The sequence below is a fragment of the Rhodovulum tesquicola genome (assembly GCF_024128855.1).
In the GTDB taxonomy this organism is placed as follows: Bacteria; Pseudomonadota; Alphaproteobacteria; order Rhodobacterales; family Rhodobacteraceae; genus Rhodovulum; species Rhodovulum tesquicola.
Window position 1 is genome coordinate 103,179 of sequence record NZ_JAMYDV010000006.1, and the last position, 19,652, is coordinate 122,830.

19 protein-coding genes and 1 other RNA gene are annotated in these 19,652 nt (G+C 65.9%); 2 read left to right on the top strand and 18 right to left on the bottom strand.

The window, feature by feature from the left end; genetic code table 11:
* Nucleotides 1-2 precede the first annotated feature (2 nt).
* The 6 genes from NHN26_RS07670 to ccoN form a co-directional block, all read right to left on the bottom strand.
* Nucleotides 3-467 carry a FixH family protein gene (locus NHN26_RS07670; RefSeq protein ID WP_253088908.1) on the bottom strand — a complete coding sequence of 155 codons (465 nt, stop codon included), beginning with the start codon at nt 465-467 and terminating at the stop codon, nt 3-5.
* On the bottom strand, nt 464-1,897 hold the full coding sequence (gene ccoG, locus NHN26_RS07675; protein WP_253088909.1) for a cytochrome c oxidase accessory protein CcoG: 1,434 nt from the start codon (nt 1,895-1,897) through the stop codon (nt 464-466). Before ccoG ends, NHN26_RS07670 begins: the two co-directional genes overlap by 4 nt.
* Before the next feature lie 333 nt (nt 1,898-2,230).
* Entirely contained in the window at nt 2,231-3,118 is an 888-nt protein-coding gene (gene ccoP, locus NHN26_RS07680) for a cytochrome-c oxidase, cbb3-type subunit III (protein WP_253088910.1), read from the bottom strand.
* On the bottom strand, nt 3,115-3,327 hold the full coding sequence (locus NHN26_RS07685; protein ID WP_253088911.1) for a cbb3-type cytochrome c oxidase subunit 3: 213 nt from the start codon (nt 3,325-3,327) through the stop codon (nt 3,115-3,117). Before NHN26_RS07685 ends, ccoP begins: the two co-directional genes overlap by 4 nt.
* Nucleotides 3,328-3,339: 12 nt before the next feature.
* A complete protein-coding gene (ccoO, locus tag NHN26_RS07690; protein WP_253088912.1) occupies nt 3,340-4,068 on the bottom strand; it encodes a cytochrome-c oxidase, cbb3-type subunit II in 729 nt (242 codons plus the stop codon).
* Nucleotides 4,069-4,080: 12 nt separating this feature from the next.
* A complete protein-coding gene (gene ccoN / locus NHN26_RS07695) occupies nt 4,081-5,679 on the bottom strand; it encodes a cytochrome-c oxidase, cbb3-type subunit I (RefSeq protein WP_253088913.1) in 1,599 nt (532 codons plus the stop codon).
* Nucleotides 5,680-5,892: 213 nt separating this feature from the next.
* Here ccoN and NHN26_RS07700 point away from each other — a divergent pair, with 213 nt between their 5' ends.
* On the top strand, nt 5,893-6,732 hold the full coding sequence (locus NHN26_RS07700) for a universal stress protein (protein WP_253088914.1): 840 nt from the start codon (nt 5,893-5,895) through the stop codon (nt 6,730-6,732).
* A gap of 41 nt (nt 6,733-6,773) precedes the next feature.
* On the opposite strand, the gene fnrL is transcribed toward NHN26_RS07700, so the two are convergent.
* Entirely contained in the window at nt 6,774-7,520 is a 747-nt protein-coding gene (gene fnrL, locus NHN26_RS07705) for a transcriptional regulator FnrL (RefSeq protein WP_435594182.1), read from the bottom strand.
* A 62-nt stretch (nt 7,521-7,582) separates the two neighbouring features.
* Here fnrL and hemN point away from each other — a divergent pair, with 62 nt between their 5' ends.
* Entirely contained in the window at nt 7,583-8,938 is a 1,356-nt protein-coding gene (gene hemN, locus NHN26_RS07710; protein WP_253088916.1) for an oxygen-independent coproporphyrinogen III oxidase, read from the top strand.
* A 109-nt stretch (nt 8,939-9,047) separates the two neighbouring features.
* On the opposite strand, the gene NHN26_RS07715 is transcribed toward hemN, so the two are convergent.
* The 11 genes from NHN26_RS07715 to NHN26_RS07765 all read right to left on the bottom strand — a co-directional run bounded on the left by NHN26_RS07715 (nt 9,048) and on the right by NHN26_RS07765 (nt 19,611).
* Nucleotides 9,048-10,652, bottom strand: a complete 1,605-nt coding sequence (locus NHN26_RS07715; protein WP_253088917.1) for an ABC transporter ATP-binding protein — start codon at nt 10,650-10,652, stop codon at nt 9,048-9,050.
* Nucleotides 10,649-11,758 (bottom strand): ABC transporter permease, encoded by a 1,110-nt coding sequence (locus NHN26_RS07720; protein ID WP_253088918.1) that lies wholly within the window; start codon nt 11,756-11,758, stop codon nt 10,649-10,651. The genes NHN26_RS07715 and NHN26_RS07720 overlap by 4 nt, the downstream gene beginning before the upstream one ends.
* A 1-nt stretch (nt 11,759) precedes the next feature.
* Nucleotides 11,760-12,845, bottom strand: a complete 1,086-nt coding sequence (locus NHN26_RS07725; protein WP_253088919.1) for a microcin C ABC transporter permease YejB — start codon at nt 12,843-12,845, stop codon at nt 11,760-11,762.
* 16 nt (nt 12,846-12,861) lie between these two features.
* A complete protein-coding gene (locus NHN26_RS07730) occupies nt 12,862-14,766 on the bottom strand; it encodes an extracellular solute-binding protein (protein WP_253088920.1) in 1,905 nt (634 codons plus the stop codon).
* A 126-nt stretch (nt 14,767-14,892) separates the two neighbouring features.
* Nucleotides 14,893-15,489: a recombination mediator RecR gene (recR, locus tag NHN26_RS07735; protein ID WP_253088965.1), complete on the bottom strand. Its 597-nt coding sequence runs from the start codon at nt 15,487-15,489 to the stop codon at nt 14,893-14,895.
* Nucleotides 15,486-15,842, bottom strand: a complete 357-nt coding sequence (locus tag NHN26_RS07740; RefSeq protein ID WP_253088921.1) for a hypothetical protein — start codon at nt 15,840-15,842, stop codon at nt 15,486-15,488. Before NHN26_RS07740 ends, recR begins: the two co-directional genes overlap by 4 nt.
* Before the next feature lie 3 nt (nt 15,843-15,845).
* Nucleotides 15,846-16,190, bottom strand: a complete 345-nt coding sequence (locus NHN26_RS07745; RefSeq protein WP_132695521.1) for a YbaB/EbfC family nucleoid-associated protein — start codon at nt 16,188-16,190, stop codon at nt 15,846-15,848.
* A gap of 16 nt (nt 16,191-16,206) precedes the next feature.
* Nucleotides 16,207-17,952, bottom strand: a complete 1,746-nt coding sequence (locus tag NHN26_RS07750; protein ID WP_253088922.1) for a DNA polymerase III subunit gamma/tau — start codon at nt 17,950-17,952, stop codon at nt 16,207-16,209.
* A gap of 73 nt (nt 17,953-18,025) precedes the next feature.
* Nucleotides 18,026-18,122, bottom strand: an RNA gene (ffs, locus tag NHN26_RS07755) — signal recognition particle sRNA small type.
* A gap of 49 nt (nt 18,123-18,171) precedes the next feature.
* Complete coding sequence (locus NHN26_RS07760; protein WP_253088923.1) at nt 18,172-18,705, bottom strand: hypothetical protein; 534 nt, start codon at nt 18,703-18,705, stop codon at nt 18,172-18,174.
* Between the two features lie 147 nt (nt 18,706-18,852).
* Nucleotides 18,853-19,611, bottom strand: a complete 759-nt coding sequence (locus NHN26_RS07765; protein ID WP_253088924.1) for an Npun_F0296 family exosortase-dependent surface protein — start codon at nt 19,609-19,611, stop codon at nt 18,853-18,855.
* Between the last annotated feature and the right edge of the window lie 41 nt (nt 19,612-19,652).

Consider the following 19,652-nt stretch of genomic DNA (forward strand, 5'->3'; position numbering starts at 1 on the left):
ACCTAGCCCCGGACGTAAAGCTGCAACCGCTGACGGAACAGCGTGCCATCCGCGGCGCGCGCCTCGAGACGCACGGTCCAGTAGCCGGGGCCCAGGTCCATCGGTGCCGCGAAGGCGCCGTTGTAATAGGCCAGCTCGGGCGCGCGGTCGTCGCGGTTGCTGGTCGCCCGGCCGATCGTCACCGCAACCTCGGGGGCACGCACGGGCAGCCCGTCGGCATCGGTGAAACGCAGCAGGAACAGCCCGGCCGCGCCATCGTAATCGGCCGCCACGCTCCAGCCCAGCGCCTGTTGCGCCTCGCGCATCTCGTCGAAATGCTGGCTGGCGACATAGGAGTTCTGGACCTCGAGGCCGGGGAAGGTGCTGACCGCCTTGAAGGCGAGCAGCAGGTTCACGCCGATCACCACCGTGAAAAAGGACACAATGATGATCAGGACCTTGCGGCCGGTCAGTTCCCTTGTGCTCATGGCAGTGTCTTTCCGTTGAAGATGGTGTCGTTGAAGGCCCGCTCGGCGGCGGCGAGGTCTTCCAGCCACAGCCGCATGGGCGTGCTCTGGGCGGTCGCCGGGGCGCTGCCCGGGGGGGCGATGACATAGACGCGCTTGAGCTCGGTCGCGTCCGGCGCAACGGTGAACACGCCATCCTCGGCGCCCTCGATCTCGATCCTGAACTTGTCGCCCGGCGTGACGGAGATCGAGAAGGCGCGCGCCTCGCCCTGCATGTTGCGCACCCGCACCTCGTAGGCGTTGCGGATCGAGCCGTCGGACAGCGTCACGAAGGTCGGGTTGCGGATCGGCGCCACCGTCAGGTCGATATCCGAGCGCACGAACAGCGCGACCATCAGGCCCACGCCGACCGCCGACCAGAGTGCGGTGTAAAGGATCGTCCGGGTGCGGAAGACATGGGTCCAGATCGAGCGGGGCTTTTCGCCCGCCCGTTCGCGCGTCTCGTCCGACAGGGCCATGTAGTCGACCAGCCCGCGCGGCTTGCCGATCTTATCCATCACCTCGTCGCAGGCGTCGATGCACAGCCCGCAGGTGATGCAGGCCAGTTGCTGGCCGTCGCGGATGTCGATGCCCATGGGACAGACATTCACACAGGCATAGCAGTCGATGCAATCGCCCAGCACCTCGGCGCCCTCGGCCTTGCGATGCTTGCCGCGCGGCTCGCCCCGCCAGTCGCGATAGCCGATGGTGATCGTGTCCTCGTCCATCATCGCGGCCTGGATCCGCGGCCAGGGGCACATGTAGATGCAGACCTGTTCGCGCATGAAGCCGCCCAGGATCAGCGTGGTCAGCGTCAGCACGAGGATGGTGGAATAGGCGATCGGGTGGGCCTGAAGCGTGATCAGGTTCCACAAGAGCGTCGGCGCGTCGGCGAAGTAGAACACCCAGGCGCCGCCCGTCGCCACCGAGATCAGCAGCCAGAGCGTCCATTTGGACAGCCGCAGGCGCGTCTTGTGCAGATCCCACTTGGCGTTCCACAGCCGCGCGCGCTTGTTGCGGTCGCCCTCGATCCAGCGCTCGGTCAGGATGAACAGGTCGGTCCAGACCGTCTGCGGGCAGAAATAGCCGCACCACACCCGGCCCAGTGCCGAGGTGAACAGGAACAGCCCCAGCCCCGCCATGATCAGCAGGCCCGCGACGAAATAGAATTCGTGCGGCCAGATCTCGATCCAGAAGAAGAAGAAGCGCCGGTTGGCAAGGTCGATCAGCACCGCCTGGTCGGGCATGTTCGGCCCCCGGTCCCAGCGGATCCAGGGCAGCAGGTAGTAGATGCCGAGGCAGATGGCGAGAAGCCACCATCTGAGGGTGCGGAACCTGCCCGAGACGCGGCGCGGGAAGATCGGTTCGCGGGCGACGTAAAGGCGTTCGGGGGGCTGTTCTGTCGAGCTCACGGGCTCACTCCGTTCGGGCTGCAGGCCCGGCCGGCCGTTCGCGGCGCGCCACTGGACCCTGCATCTGTTCTAACTAGACCTTGCGCCGGGCGATTGAAAGCACCCGCCCGTTCACATTCTGGGCCGCGGCCGGACCGAATCAGCGGACGCCTCGCCTGAGAACTGGAAAAGTTCCAAATCTGTGCGCAGGCGAACAGCCGTATCTCACCTGGCGCGCTGGACGGGTTCGGGGGGATGGGCGAGGATGAACACCGGCCCCCGTGGAAACGCGCGAACAGGATGGGGGCCGGTGCCATCGACCGGGGGCCTTGCGGCCCCCGGAAGACTTTGATCTCACTCGCCCCCGCCAAGCTGATGGACATAGGTCGCAACCGCACGCCGGTCGGCCTCGCTCAGGCGTTCCTGGTGGCTCGGCATGACGCCGAAGCGCGCGTAGAACACCGTTTCGGTCAGCGTCTCGACACTTCCGCCATAAAGCCAGATCGCGTCCGTCAGATTGGGCGCGCCCTGATAGCGGTCTCCGGTTCCATCATCCATGTGGCACGAGGCACAGTTGTATAGAAACACCTCTTCGCCATCGCTTGCCAATGCGGCATCATGTTCCTGGCCGGATATTTTTCGGACGTAATGCACGACCTGCCCGATTTCCTCGTCGGTCAGCAACTCGTCCACGCCGAAGGCCGGCATCTGGGACCAGCGCGCATCCGGATCGTCCTCGTTGCGGATGCCGTGGGTGACGGTGGTATAGATGTCCTCGAGCGCGCCACCCCAGAGCCAGTCATCGTCCAGAAGGCTGGGATAGCCCGCCGCCTGCACGCCCGCCGCACCCGAGCCGTGGCATTGCGCGCAGAAGGTCCGGAACACCGCCGCCCCGCCCTGAACGGCGTAGTTGTAGAGGTCGGGATCGGCGCGGATCACCTCGGGGTCCAGTTCCACCTCGATCAGACGCGCCACCAGATCGGCATTCGCCCCCTGGAACCGCTCGATCTCGCGCGCCACCTCGGCCCGGGTCGAATAGCCCAGAAGGCCCGGCGTCGCCCCCGATTTCAGCGGGATGGCCGGGTAAAGGACCGCGTAGATCAGTGCGAAGGCGATGCAGGCGTAGAAGGACCAGAGCCACCAGCGCGGCAGGGGATTGTTCAACTCCTCGATGCCGTCCCAGCTATGGCCGGTGGTGCCGACCACGTCTTCGGGCAGGGGTTTCTTGTCGCTCGTGCTCATGTCCGCGCCTCCTTGTGGCGGGCGGCCTCATCCGCGTCATCGGACGGGGCGGGTTCGTTGTCATGCCGGAACGGGATGTCGGCGCTGTCGCGATGCACCCGCGCGCTGCCCGGGCGCAAAGCCCAGAAGATCACGCCGATGAAGAACAGCGTCAGGAACAAGAGCATCCAGCTGTCCGCGAAGGCGCGCATGGCGGTATAGGTTTCCATTGCGCCCCCCCCCTACCGGCTTGCATGCGGCTCGAAGGTCGAGAAATCGACCAGCGTGCCCAGCATCTGCAGATAGGCGACCAGCGCATCCATTTCCGAGATGCCTGGCCTGCCGTCGAAATTGCGCACCTGCGCACCGGGATAGCGTTCCAGCAGCGCATCGGCGCCATCCGAGAACGGGTCGATCTGGGCGTTGAAATCCGCCACCGCGTTCTCGATCATCTCGTCGGTATAGGGCACGCCGACCATGCGGTGAACGCGCAGCTTGTCCGCGATCCCCTGCGGGTCGATCATCCGGTTCTCGAGGAAGCCGTATTTGGGCATGATCGATTCCGGCACCACAGATTGCGGGTCGCGCAGGTGCTGGACATGCCAGTCGTCCGAGTAGCGCCCGCCGACGCGGGCGAGGTCGGGCCCGGTCCGCTTGGACCCCCACTGGAACGGGTGGTCATACATCGACTCCGCCGCCAACGAGTAGTGACCGTAGCGTTCGACCTCGTCGCGCATCGGGCGGATCATCTGGCTGTGGCAGACATAGCAGCCCTCGCGGACATAGATGTCGCGCCCTTCCAGCTCCATCGGCGAGTAGGGGCGCACGCCCTCCACCTCCTCGATCGTGTTCTCGAGGTAGAAGAGCGGCGCGATCTCCACCAGACCGCCGACGGTCACCACCAGGAAGCTGAACACCAGAAGCAGCGAGGCGTTCTTCTCAAGGATCTTGTGCTTTTCGAGAATGGCCATGGCTTGTGCTCCTTATTCCGCGGGGGCCGCGACGCGCGCGGGCTGACGGGCCGGCGCGGAGGTGGCGGTCTTCCAGATGTTGAAGCACATGATCAGGCCGCCGAGGACATAGAGCCCCCCGCCGATGGCACGGACCACATACATCGGGAACTTGGCGCTGACGGTGTCGGCAAAGCTGTTGACCAGGAAGCCCTGGGCATCGACCTCACGCCACATCAGCCCTTCCATGATGCCCGACACCCACATCGAGGCGGCGTAGAGCACGATCCCGATGGTCGCGAGCCAGAAGTGCCAGGAGACCAGCGCGGTCGAGTAGAGCCGCTCCTTGCCCCAGAGCCGCGGCGCGAGGAAGTAGAGCGCGCCGAAGGTGATCATGCCGTTCCAGCCCAGAGCGCCGGAATGGACGTGGCCGATGGTCCAGTCGGTGTAGTGCGACAGCGAGTTGACCGCCTTGATGGACATCATCGGTCCCTCGAAGGTGGACATGCCGTAGAAGCCCACGGCCACCACCATCATCCGGATCACCGGGTCGGTGCGCAGCTTGTCCCAGGCCCCCGACAGCGTCATCAGGCCGTTGATCATGCCGCCCCAGGAGGGCATCCACAGCATGATCGAGAACACCATGCCCAGCGTCGAGGCCCAGTCGGGCAGCGCGGTATAGTGCAGGTGGTGCGGACCCGCCCAGATATAGAGGAAGATCAGCGCCCAGAAGTGGATGATCGACAGCTTGTAGCTGTAGACCGGGCGCTCGGCCTGCTTGGGCACGAAATAGTACATCATGCCCAGGAAACCCGCGGTCAGGAAGAAGCCCACCGCATTGTGGCCATACCACCACTGGATCATCGCGTCCTGCACGCCGGCGAAGACCTGAACCGATTTCGACCCGAAGAGCGACACCGGCACGCTGAGGTTGTTGACGATGTGCAGCATCGCCACGGTCACGATGAAGGACAGGTAGAACCAGTTCGCCACGTAGATGTGGGGTTCCTTGCGGCGGAAGATCGTGCCCAGGAAGATCGCCAGGTAGACCACCCAGACGATGGTCAGCCACCAGTCCACGTACCATTCCGGCTCGGCATATTCCTTGGACTGGGTCGCGCCCAGGACGTAGCCCGTCGCCGCGAGGATGATGAAAAGCTGGTAGCCCCAGAACACGAACCAGGCGGCATTGCCGCCCCAGAGCCGCGCGGCGCTGGTGCGCTGCACCACGTAGAACGATGTGGCGATCAGGGCGTTGCCGCCGAAGGCGAAGATCACCGCCGAGGTGTGAAGGGGCCGCAGCCGACCGAAGTTCAGGTGGCCCTGCGCCCATTCGAAATTGAGCCAGGGAAAGGCAAGCTGACTGGCGATGAAGGTTCCCGCGGCAAAGCCGACCACCCCCCAGAATGCTGTCGCGATGACACCCGCGCGGACGACATCGTCCATATATCCCGTTTCCGGCACCGGTTTCGGGTCGCCGGTGCGCCGCACCGTCCACAGAAAAAGCCCCGCCGCGACCAGCATCACGATCACCGCGTGCACCTGATATGCGAAGTCGCGCGCATAGCTCGCCGCGATCGCGGCACAAACCGCGATGACGCCATAGACGGCGATCTTAACGTAGTCCCACATTGGAAGTCCCTTCGTCTCATCCGGCCGATTCCCGGCGGCCGACTCCCTCACTATACCGTGACGTATCCCGTTGTATGCAAAAATATGCATTGATCCATGTCAAGGCATCTTCGAACGGTTCCAAAGTCTGGTTGATCCTTGTCAAAGCCCGGCCGCCGACCTCGGCGCTAGAGTCGCGGGCAACGTCAGGGTCGACGCGAAGGAGCAGTTCAGGTGGGTTACAAGACCATTCTCACGATCATCACGGATACCGACATCGCCCATTCGGCGCTCGAGCCCGCCATCACGCTTGCGAACCGGGAGGATGCCCATCTCGACATTCTCTGCCTGGGCGTGGACCGCACCCAGACGGGCTATTACTACGCCGGTACGAACGCCTTCATCCAGCAGGAGACGCTGCACAAGGCGCAGGAGGATTCTGCCGCGATCGAGGCCGCCGTCAAGGACCGGCTGGGCCGCGAGGGGATTGTCTGGGCCACCGAGGCTGCGGTCGCGCAGATCGCTGGGTTGAGCCATCTTGTCGCGCAGCGCGCGCGCTTTTCCGACCTGGTCGTGATGCCCCGCCCCTATGGAGAACGGCGCGGCATCGAGGACGAGGCGGCGACCGAGGCGGTGCTGTTCGACGGCCATGCGCCCCTTCTGATCATGCCCGAGGACGCGGATGCCGGGGTGATCGGGCAGAAGATCGTGATCGCATGGAACCAGAGCCACGAGGCGATGGCCGCGATCAAGCAGGCGATGCCGCTGATGAAGCATGCGGAGCTGGTGAACATCGCCATCGTCGATCCGCCGAGGCACGGCTCGGATCGGTCGGACCCGGGCGGGGCGCTGTCGCAGATGCTGTCGCGCCATGGGGTGAAGGCCGAAATCTCGGTGCTGGCCAGAACCATGCCGCGGATTTCGGACGTGCTCCAGCGCCACACCCAGGACATCGCGGCCGACATGATGGTCATGGGAGCCTATGGCCATTCCCGCTTCCGCGAGGCGATCCTGGGCGGCGCCACCAGAGACATGCTTGAGCGAACCGGAGTGCCGATCCTGATGGCGCATTGACGCGGCGCGGGCGGCGCGGGGCCAGGCGGCCCCCGCCCGCCTCAGGGCAACATGCCGCCGTCGCTGTCGTCGCCCGTCTCGCCGAGCAGACGGTCGAAATCGGGAATGGTCACGTGACGCTTGCCTTCCAGAACGATCACCCCGTCGCGCTTGAGCGCCGACATCTGCCGGCTGACGGTTTCCAGCGTCAGCCCAAGATAATCGGCCATCGCCTCGCGCGTCAGCGGCAGGTCGAACACGATCCGGCCGCGCGGGTTGGACAGTTTCAGCGTCGCGTCGCGCCGGGCGATGATCGCCAGCAGGCTCGCGATCTTCTCGCGCGCGGTCTTGCGGCCCAGCAGCAGCATCCATTCGCGCGCCGCGTCCAGTTCGTCCAGCGTCATCTCCAGCAGGCGCTGCCCGATATGGGGCGTGCGGATCATCAGCTCTTCGAAGGGTTTCTTGCGGAAGCAGCACATGGTCAGCGCCGTCGTCGCCACCACGTCATAGGCGGCCGTCTCGCGGCCCGGGCGGCCCACGAAATCCGAGGGCAGCAGCAGGCCCACCATCTGGGTGCGCCCGTCCTCCATCGTCTGGCTGAGCGTCGCGATGCCCTCGATCACCGAGGCGACGAAATCCATCCGGTCGCCCGACCAGATGACGGTCTGCCCGGCATCGTAGGTCCGGTAGTACTTGATCGCCTCGAGCTGATCCAGTTCGTCGGTCTCGCAGCGGGCACAGACGGCCCGGTGCCGGATCGGGCAATCCGCGCATTCCGTCTGCGCGAGGTGGGGGTCGGTCACGGCCATTCCGTTTCCAATTTTGACTTCGATCAAGGAGCGAACGCTTGGGTGAAAATAACGCTAGTGCAATGAGCACCGAATCGCAACTCACGCGTCTCGGTCTATTCGATGCGAAAGTGCCCCGCTACACCAGTTACCCGACGGCGCCGCACTTCAACGCATCGGTAGACGACGGAGACTTCGCCGGCTGGATCGACCAGATCGAGCCCGGTTCGCAGATTTCCCTGTATATCCATGTGCCGTTCTGCCGGCGGTTGTGCTGGTTCTGCGCCTGCCGGACGCAGGGCACGCGGTCCGACTCGCCGGTGCGCGCCTATCTCGAGACGCTCAAGGCCGAGGTCGAGATGCTGGGCCGGCGCCTGCCCTCGGGGGTGACGCTGTCGCGGCTGCACTGGGGCGGGGGCACGCCGACGCTTCTGGCGCCGGACATGATGAAGGAGTTGACCGAGGTCATCTTCAGGGCCGCGCCGATGCACGAAACCGGCGAGTTCTCGGTCGAGATCGACCCCAACGAGATCGACGAGGCGCGTCTGGACGTGCTGGCCGCGGCGGGGATGAACCGCGCCTCGATCGGGATCCAGGATTTCGACCCGCAGATCCAGTCGGTGATCGGGCGCATCCAGAGCTATGACGTGACCCGCGACGCGGTGGACATGATCCGCGCCCGCGGCATCCCCAGCCTGAACGCCGACATCCTCTATGGCCTGCCGCACCAGTCGAACGAGCGGATCGCCGAATCGGTGCAGAAGCTGATGTCGCTCTCGCCCGACCGGGTGGCGCTTTACGGCTATGCCCATGTGCCGTGGATGGCGCGTCGCCAGTCGATGATCCCGGCCGAGGCGCTGCCCACGCCCGAGGCGCGGCTGAAGCTTTACGAGACCGCGAAGGAACTGTTCCTGTGGGACGGCTATCGCGAGATCGGCATCGACCACTTCTCGCGGCCCGAGGACGGGCTGGCCCGCGCGCTGGATGCCGGTCGGCTGCGGCGGAACTTCCAGGGCTATACCGACGACACCGCGCCCGCGCTCATCGGGCTGGGGGCGTCCTCGATCTCGAAGTTTCCGCAGGGCTTCGCGCAGAACCTGTCGGGCACGTCGGACTATACCGCGCGCATCCGCGACGGGCGCTTTGCCACCGGGCGGGGCCATGTCTTCACGCCCGAGGACAACATGCGCTCGCGCCTGATCGAGCAGCTGATGTGCGAGTTCCGCATCTCGACCGCCGAGATCACCGAGACCTTCGGCATCTCGAAATCGGAACTGAACCGCATGTTCGGCGAGGTCGTCGACCAGTTCGCGGGTTTCGTGGACCTGACCAATGACGGGCTGGTGATCCCCGAGCATGGCAAGCCGCTGACCCGGATGATCGCCCGCGCCTTCGACGCCTACGACCTGTCGAAGGCGGGTCACAGTTCGGCGATCTGACCGAGACGGCCGGTCCGCGCTCTGCGTGGCCCGGACCTGCGGCGGGGAAATTACGCCCCGCCTGACGCCCGCAGCATCCCCCGCCGCGGGCGTTTTCCTTTTGCGCGTTCTATTGGGCGGCGGCCACCGGCACGCCAAAGGCGGCCTGCATCAGCGTGCGGGTATAGCCGCTTTGCGGCGCCTCGAAGATCGCGCGGGCCTCACCCGCCTCGACGATGTCGCCCTGCTTCATCACGATGACCTTGTGGCTGAGCGCGCGGACCACGCGCAGATCGTGGCTGATGAACAGATAGGCCAGGTCGTTGCGGCGTTGCAGCTCGCGCAGCAGGTCCACGATCTGAACCTGCACCGTCATGTCCAGCGCCGAGGTCGGTTCGTCCAGCACCAGCAGGCGCGGGCGCAGGATCATGGCCCGCGCGATCGCGATGCGCTGGCGCTGCCCGCCGGAAAACTCGTGCGGGTAGCGGTGCATCATCGCGGGGTCCAGCCCCACCTCGGTCAGGATCTGCGCCACTTCCTCGCGCGCGGACCGGCCCGAGCGGGCGCCATGCACGCCAAGCCCCTCGGCGACGATCTGCTCGACGGTCATGCGCGGGCTGAGGCTGCCGAACGGGTCCTGGAACACGATCTGCATGTCGCGGCGAAGCGGGCGCATCTGGCGCGATTTCAGCCCGTCGATGCCGCTGCCCTGAAAGACGATCCGCCCCTCGGACGAGATCAGCCGCATGATCGCCAGCGCCAGCGTGGTCTTGCCGGAACCGGATTCGCCCACGATGCCCAGCGTCTCGCCCGCGCGCACGGAAATGTCGGCCGCGTTCACCGCCTTGACATGGCCGACGGTGCGGCGCAGGAACCCGCGCTGGACGGGGAACCAGACCTTCAACGCCTCGGTGCGCATCACTTCCGGCGCGTCGGGCTTGACCGGATCGGGGCCGCCCACTGCCTCGGCAGCCAGAAGCTTGCGGGTATAGGGGTGCTGCGGCGCGGTGAAGATGCTTTCGGTCGGGCCGGTCTCGACGATCTCGCCATCCTTCATCACGCAGACCCGGTCGGCGATGCGGCGGACCACGCCCAGATCATGGGTGATGAACAGAAGGCTCAGCCCCTCGGCGCGTTTCAACTCGGCCAGCAGTTCGAGGATCTGCGCCTCGATGGTCACATCCAGCGCGGTGGTGGGTTCGTCCGCGATCAGCAATTCCGGCCCGTTGGCCAGTGCCATGGCGATCATCACCCGCTGGCGCTGTCCGCCCGACAACTGGTGCGGATAGTCCTTGAGGCGGGATTCAGGGTCGCGGATGCCGACCTTGTGCAACAGTTCCAGCACCCGGGCCCGCGCGGGCGCGCCGGTCAGGCCCTGATGCAGCGCAAGGCTTTCGGTCAGCTGCTTTTCCAGCGTGTGCAGCGGGTTGAGCGAGGTCATCGGCTCCTGGAAGATGAAGCTGATATCGTTGCCCCGCACCGCGCGCAGCCGCGCCTCGGACGCGCCGATCAGTTCCTCGCCGCCATAGGTGATCGAGCCCGTGGCCGTCGCGCTGCCGGGCAGCAGCGCCACGGTCGAAAGCGCCGTAACCGACTTGCCCGACCCGGATTCGCCCACGATGGCCACGGTCTCGCCCCGGCCCACCTCGAAGCTGACGCCGCGCACGGCGGCGATGTCGCGCCCGTCCTGCCGGAAGCTGACCGACAGGTTCCGCACCTTGAGGACCGCGCTCATCGAAAGGTCTTTCTGGGGTCGAAGGCATCGCGCACGCCTTCGAAGATGAACACCAGAAGCGACAGCATGATCGCGAAGGTGAAGAACGCGGTGAAGCCCAGCCAGGGCGCCTGGAGGTTCTGTTTCGCCTGAAGCGTCAATTCCCCGAGCGAGGGCGCCGAGGAGGGCAGCCCGAAGCCCAGAAAATCGAGCGAGGCGAGCGTGCCGATGGTCGCGGTAATCAGGAAGGGCAGAAGCGTCAGGGTCGCCACCATGGCATTCGGCAGCATGTGGCGGAACATGATCGTGGCGTTCGACACGCCCAGCGCGCGGGCCGCGCGGACATATTCGAAGTTGCGCGCCCGAAGGAATTCGGCCCGCACCACGCCGACCAGCGCGGGCCAGCCGAACAGCGCGGTCAGGAAGACCAGCAGCCAGAAACTGCGCCCCAGCACCGCGAACAGGATGATGATGATGTAAAGCTGGGGCGTCGAGGTCCAGATCTCGATCACCCGCTGAAAGATCAGGTCGGTGATCCCGCCGAAGAACCCCTGCACCGCGCCCGCCACGATCCCGATCACCGAGGCGATGCTGGTCACGATCAGCGTGAAGAAGATCGACAGCCGGAAGCCGTAGATCACCCGCGCCACCACGTCGCGCGCGGTGTCGTCGGTGCCCAGCCAGTGATCCGCGCTGGGCGGAGCCGGTGCGGTGCCCGAAATGTCCGAAATGGTGTTGTAGCTGTAGGGGATCAGCGGCCAGATGATGCGGCCCTGCGCGATGTCCTGCCCGTCGATCACGCCGGTCCTTGCCTCGGCGATCAGGTCCTCGGGCGCGTCCCAGCACTCCTCCAGCCCGCCGGTCAGGATCAGGCATTGCACCTCGATGTCGCGATAGACGGCTTCGGTGCGCAGGTCGCCGCCAAAGGCGGTTTCGGGGTAGAAGCGGTAGATCGGAAAGAAGTTCTCGCCCTGGTAGCGGACATAGATCGGCTTGTCGTTGGCGATGACCTCGGCGAACAGCGACAGGCCGAACAGGATGGCGAACAGGATCAGCGACCAATAGGCCCGGCGGTTGCGCTTGAAATTCCGCCAGCGGCGCTGGTTCAGGGGGGAGAGCGCGAACATCTCAGGTCTCCCGGCTTTCGAAGTCGATCCGCGGATCGACCAGCACATAGGTCAGGTCCGAGATCAGCCCCACCAGCAGCCCGATCAGCCCGAAGACATAGAGCGTGGCGAAGATCACCGGGTAATCCCGCGCCACCGCCGCCTCGAAGCCCAGCCGGCCAAGGCCGTCGAGCGAGAAGATCGTCTCGATGATGATCGAGGCGCCGAAGAACACGCCGATGAACATCGCCGGGAAGCCCGCGATCACGATCAGCATCGCGTTGCGGAAGACATGGCCGTAAAGGATGCGGGATTCGGTCAGCCCCTTGGCCTTGGCGGTGATGACATATTGCTTCCGGATCTCGTCGAGGAACGAGTTCTTGGTCAGCAGCGTCAGCGTCGCGAAGCTGGAAATCGTCGTGGCCAGCACCGGCAGGGTGATGTGCCAGAAATAGTCGCCGATCTTGCCCAGCAGGCTGAGCTCGTCGAAATTGTCCGAGGTCAGCCCCCTGAGCGGGAACCACTGGAAATAGGACCCGCCCGCGAACAGCACCAGCAGAAGCACCGCGAACAGGAAGCCCGGGACCGCATAGGCGATGATGATCGCGCCGCTGGTCCAGGTGTCGAACGGGGTGCCGTCGCGCACCGCCTTGCGGATGCCCAGCGGAATCGAGACCAGATAGGCGATCAGCGTGGACCACAGCCCCAGCGTGATCGAGACCGGCATCTTTTCCAGCACCAGATCGACCACCGCGACCGAGCGGAAATAGCTCTGGCCGAAATCGAAGCGGATATAGTTCCATATCATCGTCAGGAACCGTTCCAGCGGCGGCTTGTCGAAGCCGAATTCGCGTTCCAGTTCCGCGATGAACTCGGGCGGCAGGCCGCGCGCGCCCACATAGCGGTCATCGCCAAAGCCCTGCGCCCGTTCGCCCACATCGCCGCCGCCCGCGATGCCCTGGAAGACGTCGCCCTGCCCCTCCATCTGGGCAATGATCTGTTCGATCGGGCCGCCGGGCACGAACTGGGTCAGGGTGAAGTTGATGATCATGATGCCCAACAGCGTCGGGACGATCAGCAACAATCGCCGCAGGATATAGGCGCCCATGGGCTGCTCTGCCTCGTTATCTCAGCACACCGGCGGCACGCAGCGCCGCGGCCTTTTCGGCGTTATACCACCAGAAATCGAGATTGCCCAAGCTGTAGGGCGGCAGCGGGTCGGGATACTCGTACATGTCGAAATAGGCGACCGTGTGGGTGTTCTTGAACCATTGCGGCACCCAGAACCGTTCGGCACGCAGCACCCGGTCCAGCGCCTTGACGGCAGTCTCGACCTGGGCATCGTCGTCGGCGGCCAGGACATGCTCGATCAGGCGGTCCACGGCCTCGCTTTTCAGGCCCATCATGTTGAAGACGGACGTGTCCGCGGTTTCCGAGCCGAAATACTGCTTGAGTCCCGAACCGGGGATGTAGTCCATCGGGAATTGCGCGGTGACCACGTCGAAATCGTAGCTGCGTTCGCGGTTTGTCGCCTGCGCGTTGTCCACGCGGGTATGGACCGCATCCACGCCCGCGCGGCGCAGGTTCTCCACATAGGGGTTGATGACCCGGTCGAAGGTCTGGCTGTCGTTCAGGAATTCGACCCGTAGCGTGCGCCCGTCCTTGCGCCGCAATCCGTCGGCGCCAACCTCCCAGCCCGCGTCGTCCAGCAATTCCGAAGCCCGGCGCAGGTTGGCCCGGTCAAGCTGGCGCGCGCCGGATGTGGGGGCCATCGCCGCCGCGTCGGTCAGGATCGTATCGGGCAGAAGGCCCTCGGCCACCAGCGGCTCCAGCAGTGCGCGTTCGCCCTCGCCCGGCACCCCTTCGGCGGCCAGGTGGCTGTTTTCCCAGAACGAGTTGACCCGCGCGTAAAGCCCGTAGAACAGCGTTTCGTTCGACCATTCGAAGTTGAACATCAGCCCGATCGCCTCGCGCACACGGGGGTCCTGGAATTGCGGGCGGCGCAGGTTGAAGACGAAGCTCTGCCCGGTCGCGATGGTGCCGTCGGGCAGTTCGGCCTTGAGCACACCGCCATTGCGCACGGCGGGGAAATCGTAGCCGGTGGCCCAGATCTTGGACGACGCCTCGTTGCGGAAGGTGTAGCTGCCGCCCTTGAACCCCTCGAAGGCGGCGTTGTAGTCGGCGTAATATTCGATGCGGATGCGGTCGAAATTCTGTCGTCCACGGTTGACCGGCAGATCGGCGCCCCAGTAATCGGGGTTGCGCTGGTAGACGACGGTCTGGCCGACATCCATCCGGCCCAGCACATAGGGCCCGGACCCCAGCAGCGGCTCAAGGCTCGATTCCTCGAAGTCGCGGTTGCTGGCGATGTAATGCGCCTTGGAAAAGACGGGCAGCCCGCCCACCAGTTGCGGCAGGTCGCGGGTGGGCACGCCCTCGGCAAAGGTGAACCTGACCCGTCCATCCTCCAGCACCTCGGCGCGGTCGACCTGGCGCGAAAGCTGGACACGGAAGCTGGGCAGGCCCTTGTCGCGGAACAGCTCGAAGGAATGGACGACATCCTCGGCCGTGACCGGCGAGCCATCGGAGAACCGCGCCTCGGGGCGCAGCTTGAAGATCGCCCAGGACCGATCCTCGGGATACTCGATGGTTTCGGCCAGCAGGCCATAGACCGTGCCGATCTCGTCGGCAGTGCCGGTCATCAGCGATTCGAAGAACACGCTCGCCAGGCCCGCGGACCGGCCCTTGGTGGTGTAGGGATGCATCGAGTCGAACGAACCGAAGGCCCAGACCGAGATCTCGCCGCCCTTGGGCGCGTCGGGGTTGACGTAATCGAGATGGGGGAAATCGGCCGGGTATTTCGGCTCGCCGAAGGTCGAGATGGCGTGCGAGACGATCACCTTCTGCTCGGCCAGCGCCTGCTGCGCCCCAAGCGCCAGCACCAGCGCAAGCCCCCATGCGGTCAGCCAGAGCCGAAGCGGAACCGCGCGGGCAAGGGCCGTGGCACGGGCGGGGCGGGGCGTGGGCATCGGCGAATTCCTCCTCGGTGGACCCCTCGTGTCGCAGACACGATCCAGGGTGCGCGTCGCGCTAGGCTAAGGGGCGGCTTGCCGGCTATTCAAGTTGAGATTGCGTGATGGGGGCGCGAGCCGGGCTCAGAACCCCTTGCGTGCCCTCAAGGCGGCGCTGATCGTGCCGTCATCGAGATAATCAAGCTGGCCCCCGATCGGCACGCCCTGGGCGAGCGAGGTGATGGCAACCCCCGTCCCGGTGAGTTCCTCGGCGATGTAATGGGCGGTGGTCTGGCCATCGACCGTGGCATTCAGCGCAAGGATGACCTCGGAAATCCCCTCGTCCCGCACCCGGGCCACCAGATCGGGGATGCGCAGATCTGCGGGGCCGACCGCATCCAGCGCCGAAAGCGTGCCGCCCAGAACGTGATAGCGGCCCTTGAACGCGCCCCCCCGCTCCATCGCCCAGAGGTCGGCCACGTCCTCGACCACGCAGATCTCGCCATTGGCGCGGCGGTCATCGGCACAGATCTCGCACAGGTCGGCGGTGGTGACGTTGCCGCAGCGGGGACATTCGCGCACCGTCTCGGCCACCCGGCGCAGCGCCTCGGCCAGCGGCGCCAGCAGGACCGCGCGCTTGCGGATCAGGTGCAGCACAGCGCGCCGGGCCGACCGGGGGCCAAGTCCCGGCAGCCGCGCCATCATGTCGATCAGCGTCTCGATCTCGCGCGGAGAGTTCATTTCCATGCCATCGGGAAAAGATCGCGGTATGCCCACCAAAAAGCCGCAGGATCGGTTTGCCGCTCTAACGCGGTAAGGATATCGCGGCGTACATACTTAGCGTGGGGAAGATGCCCATTGAAGAACGTAACAATGCTCACCACAAAGAACGGAAGACCAAATCCGCCCACCACGAACATGATTTCGGCAGCCGGACCAGTGGAAGCGCCTCCGATCCATCCGAACAGCATGGTGATCCCCAAGAACCCACCGATCTGCGTGAGATAGGCTCTACGAGCCTCGGAGATCACATACTCTACCGCTTCTTCGGTTAGAGGCAGTTTCGCTGCATCTGAATAGCCGAAGAAAACCATGGATCAGATCGGCAGACCCATCCCCGCGGGCAGGCCCAGTTCCTCGGACAGCTTGCGTGTCTCTTCCTGGGTCTTCGCCGTCGCCTTTTCCTGCGCGTCCTTGATCGCGGCGAGGATCAGGTCTTCGACGACTTCCTTTTCCTCGGCATTGAAGATCGAGGGGTCGATGTCCAGCGCGGTCAGCGTGCCCTTGGCGGTCGCGGTGGCCTTGACCAGCCCCGCCCCGCTTTCGCCCACCACGATGGTCGTGGACAGCGTTTCCTGAAGCGCCACCATCTTGGTCTGCATTTCCTGCGCGGCCTTCATCATCTTGGCCATGTCGCCAAGGCCGCCCAATCCTTTCAGCATCGCGTGTCTCCTTTGCTCAGTCGTCCTCGAAGGGGTCCCACTCGTCCTCGACCTCGGGCAGCGCCTCCAGGGCGGCATCCGGCGCCGGGGCTTCGGGGGTCCTTATGTCGATGATCTCGGCCTCTGGGAAGGCGGCAAAAACGGCCTGCACCAGCGGATGTTCGCGGGCGGCCGCGGTCAGCCGGTCCTCTTCCGCTGCGCGCGTCTCGGCAAGGGTGGGAGCACCGCCCGAGGCGACGACCGACACGCCCCAGCGCGCCCCGGTCAGCGCCTGCAACCGCTGGCCAAGCCGCGCGGCCAGATCGCGCGGCGCATCGGCCGTCGGCTCGAACTCGATCCGGCCGGGGGCATAGCTGACAAGCCGCAGGCAGGATTCCACCTCGAACAGAAGCTTCATGTCGCGGCTGGCGCGGATCAGTTCGACCACCTGCGCGAAAGAGCCATAGGCGGCCAGCGTCGGTTCGGGGGACTGGGCCAGCGCCGTGGCGGCCCCGCCGCCGCCGGGTGCCGGACGTGGCATGGCGACCGCCTGCGCGCGCGCGCCCTGCCCCGCCCCGCCGGGCATGGGTCCGCCCGTAGGCGCGGGTCCCGTGGGCGGCGTCTCGCGCAGCTGGCGGACCAGGTCCTCGGGCGTGGGCAGGGTCGAGACATGGGTCAGCCGGATCACCGCCATCTCGGCCGCCATCATCGCGTTCGGCGCCTGCGCGACCTCCTCGAGCGCCTTGAGCAGCATCTGCCACATCCGCGCCAGCACGCGCATCGACAGCCGCTCGGCCATGGCGCGGCCGCGGGCGCGCTCGTCTGGGCCCACGGTGGGGTCGTCGGCGCCTTCGGGGGTGATCTTGACGACGCTCAGCCAATGCGTGATCTCGGCCAGATCGCGCAGAACCGCCATCGGATCGGCCCCGTCGGCATATTGCGCCGACAGTTCGGCCAGCGCGCCCGCCGCATCGCCCGACACGATCAGATCGAACAGGTCCAGCACCCGGCCGCGATCGGCCAGCCCCAGCATGGCGCGCACCTGTTCGGCCGTCGTTTCACCCGCACCATGCGAGATCGCCTGATCCAGAAGGCTCATCGCGTCGCGCACCGACCCTTCGGCCGCCCGCGTGATCAGGCCCAGCGCCTCGGCGCTGATCTGCGCGCCTTCCAGTTCCGCGATGCGGCGCAGATGGGCGATCATCACCTCGGGCTCGATCCGGCGCAGGTCGAAGCGCTGGCAGCGCGACAGCACCGTGACCGGCACCTTGCGGATCTCGGTCGTGGCGAAGATGAATTTCACATGGGCGGGCGGTTCCTCCAGCGTCTTCAGCAACGCGTTGAACGCGTTGTTGGACAGCATGTGAACCTCGTCGATGATGTAGATCTTGTAGCGTGCGGAGGCCGCGCGATAGGCCACGCTGTCGATGATCTCGCGGATGTCGCCCACGCCGGTCCGGCTGGCGGCGTCCATCTCGAGAACGTCGACATGGCGGCCTTCGGCGATGGCGACGCAATGCTCGCACAGCCCGCAGGGATCGGTCGTCGGCCCGCCCTGCCCGTCCGGGCCGATGCAGTTCATCCCCTTGGCGATGATCCGCGCGGTCGTGGTCTTGCCGGTGCCGCGGATGCCCGTCATCACGAAAGCCTGCGCGATCCGGTCGGCGGCAAAGGCGTTGCGAAGCGTGCGCACCATGGCATCCTGCCCGATCAGGTCGGCAAAGGTCGCGGGGCGATACTTTCGGGCGAGCACCTGGTAGGCGGTGCCTTGGGTCTCGGCCATGGGTCCTCGTGGATTCGGGGCGCGTGCCAGCCTAGGGGCTGCATGCTGCGGCGTCCAGCGCATCGGGGGGAGAGGTGAGAGGCTGGACAGCGACCCGAACGGGGCTCGTTACGGCTGCTTCCTTCCGGACCTGACCGGGTTGGCGAGGCGCTCGCCCGCGCCAACCTCTCGCCCCGTTACATAGGCGTCACGCGACGGATTCGCAAGGCGCAGCCGCCCCTAGCGGCAGATCACCCCGCAGGCGGCGCGGGCGTCGGCCAGAACGGTGCGCCGGTTGTACCTGAACGGCCAGATGCCGCAGGATCTGTCGGTCAGGTCGCTCTGCTCACGCTCGGCGATCACGCGCGTATAGGTGCAGATGCCGCTATTGCCGACCCGTTTCAGATGGGTTGCGGCGCGTTCCGCGGCGGTGGCCCCCTGGCTTTGCTGCACCTGGACGTTCGGGATCGCGGTCGGCGCAAAGAAGCTTCCGGCCGCGCTGCAACGGTTTTGCGCATTCGCGGTGCTGATCGGCGTGGGACAGGCATTGGCGGCGGCCGCCTCTGCCGCCGCGATGGCGGAATTGCGCGCCGCGGCGAGCGCGGTGTTGATGTTGCAATGCGTTGCGCCGCGCGTGCGTTCGACCGTGCCGCCGGCGATGCCGTCATCGCGGCACCTGCCGATTTCGGTGAGATTGCTCTGCGCCAGACCCTGTCCCGCAGAACAGAAAAGGGCTGCGCCCAGCACGCAGCCCGTAAGCCCTTTTCCGATCATGTCGCGTCCCCCCAATCGCGGCCCCGGCGCGCAGGCACGGGGGCCTTTCCCTGCGGCATTTGACCACGGATCGCGGGAAAATTCCAGCATCGGCGAAAAGGGCAGACGGGGCCGGGTTCAGCCCCCGGCCCGGGCCGTTCGGTGGCTTCAGTCGCGCGCCCGGCGTGCGGCTGCCAGGGCGCCGAGCCCGGTCAGCAGCAAGAGCGCCCCCGCCGGAAGCGGAACGGGCGCGACGACGTTGCTGAACTCGAAAGACCCGCCGCCCATATAGGCCGAGAACCGGACCGCGTCGAAGTCGATGCCCGAGAAGGAGACATGAACGGCGCCCTGCCCCGGTTGCTTGACGATCTCGAAATCGTTGAACGAGAGAAAATCCGCGCCCCAGAAGTCGCCCACGACCGTGTCGCCCAGCAGGAACTCGACATGATTATCCTGGTCGGGCGAACCCCAGAGCATCGACAGGACGGAGCGCGTCGAGCCGAAGGTCAGCACGGCCTCGTTCCGCGCGCCCTCGGAACCATCGGTGGGCGCGAAAACCGTCCAGAACGGCGTCGTCTCCCAGCCGAGCGGGCCCAGATCGGCGACGTCCTTGCCGGAATAGGTGGCCTCGACCTCGTAGACACCGCCATAGAAGGGCGAGCAGGCGAAGCGGCAGGGATCAAGATCGCGGTCGGGGCCATTGTCGATGCCGAACTCCGCAGTCGGAAGTTCCGTGATCGCGGTTCCGGCCTGCCAGGCCGCGCCCGAGGGCAGGTCGGTGCTGCGGGTCATGTCGACCTCGCCCAAGGCCGCAGTTCCGATGCCGGAAACCGTTACGTCAACCCCGCGGATGGCAATCGTGGACGCCTCGGCCAGCGTCGCGCAGCTCAATGCCGCCAGAACCACGGGGATCGAAAGGGAATTCATCACGGGCGCCTCCGCATGCCGTATTGTCGCCATAAAAATTG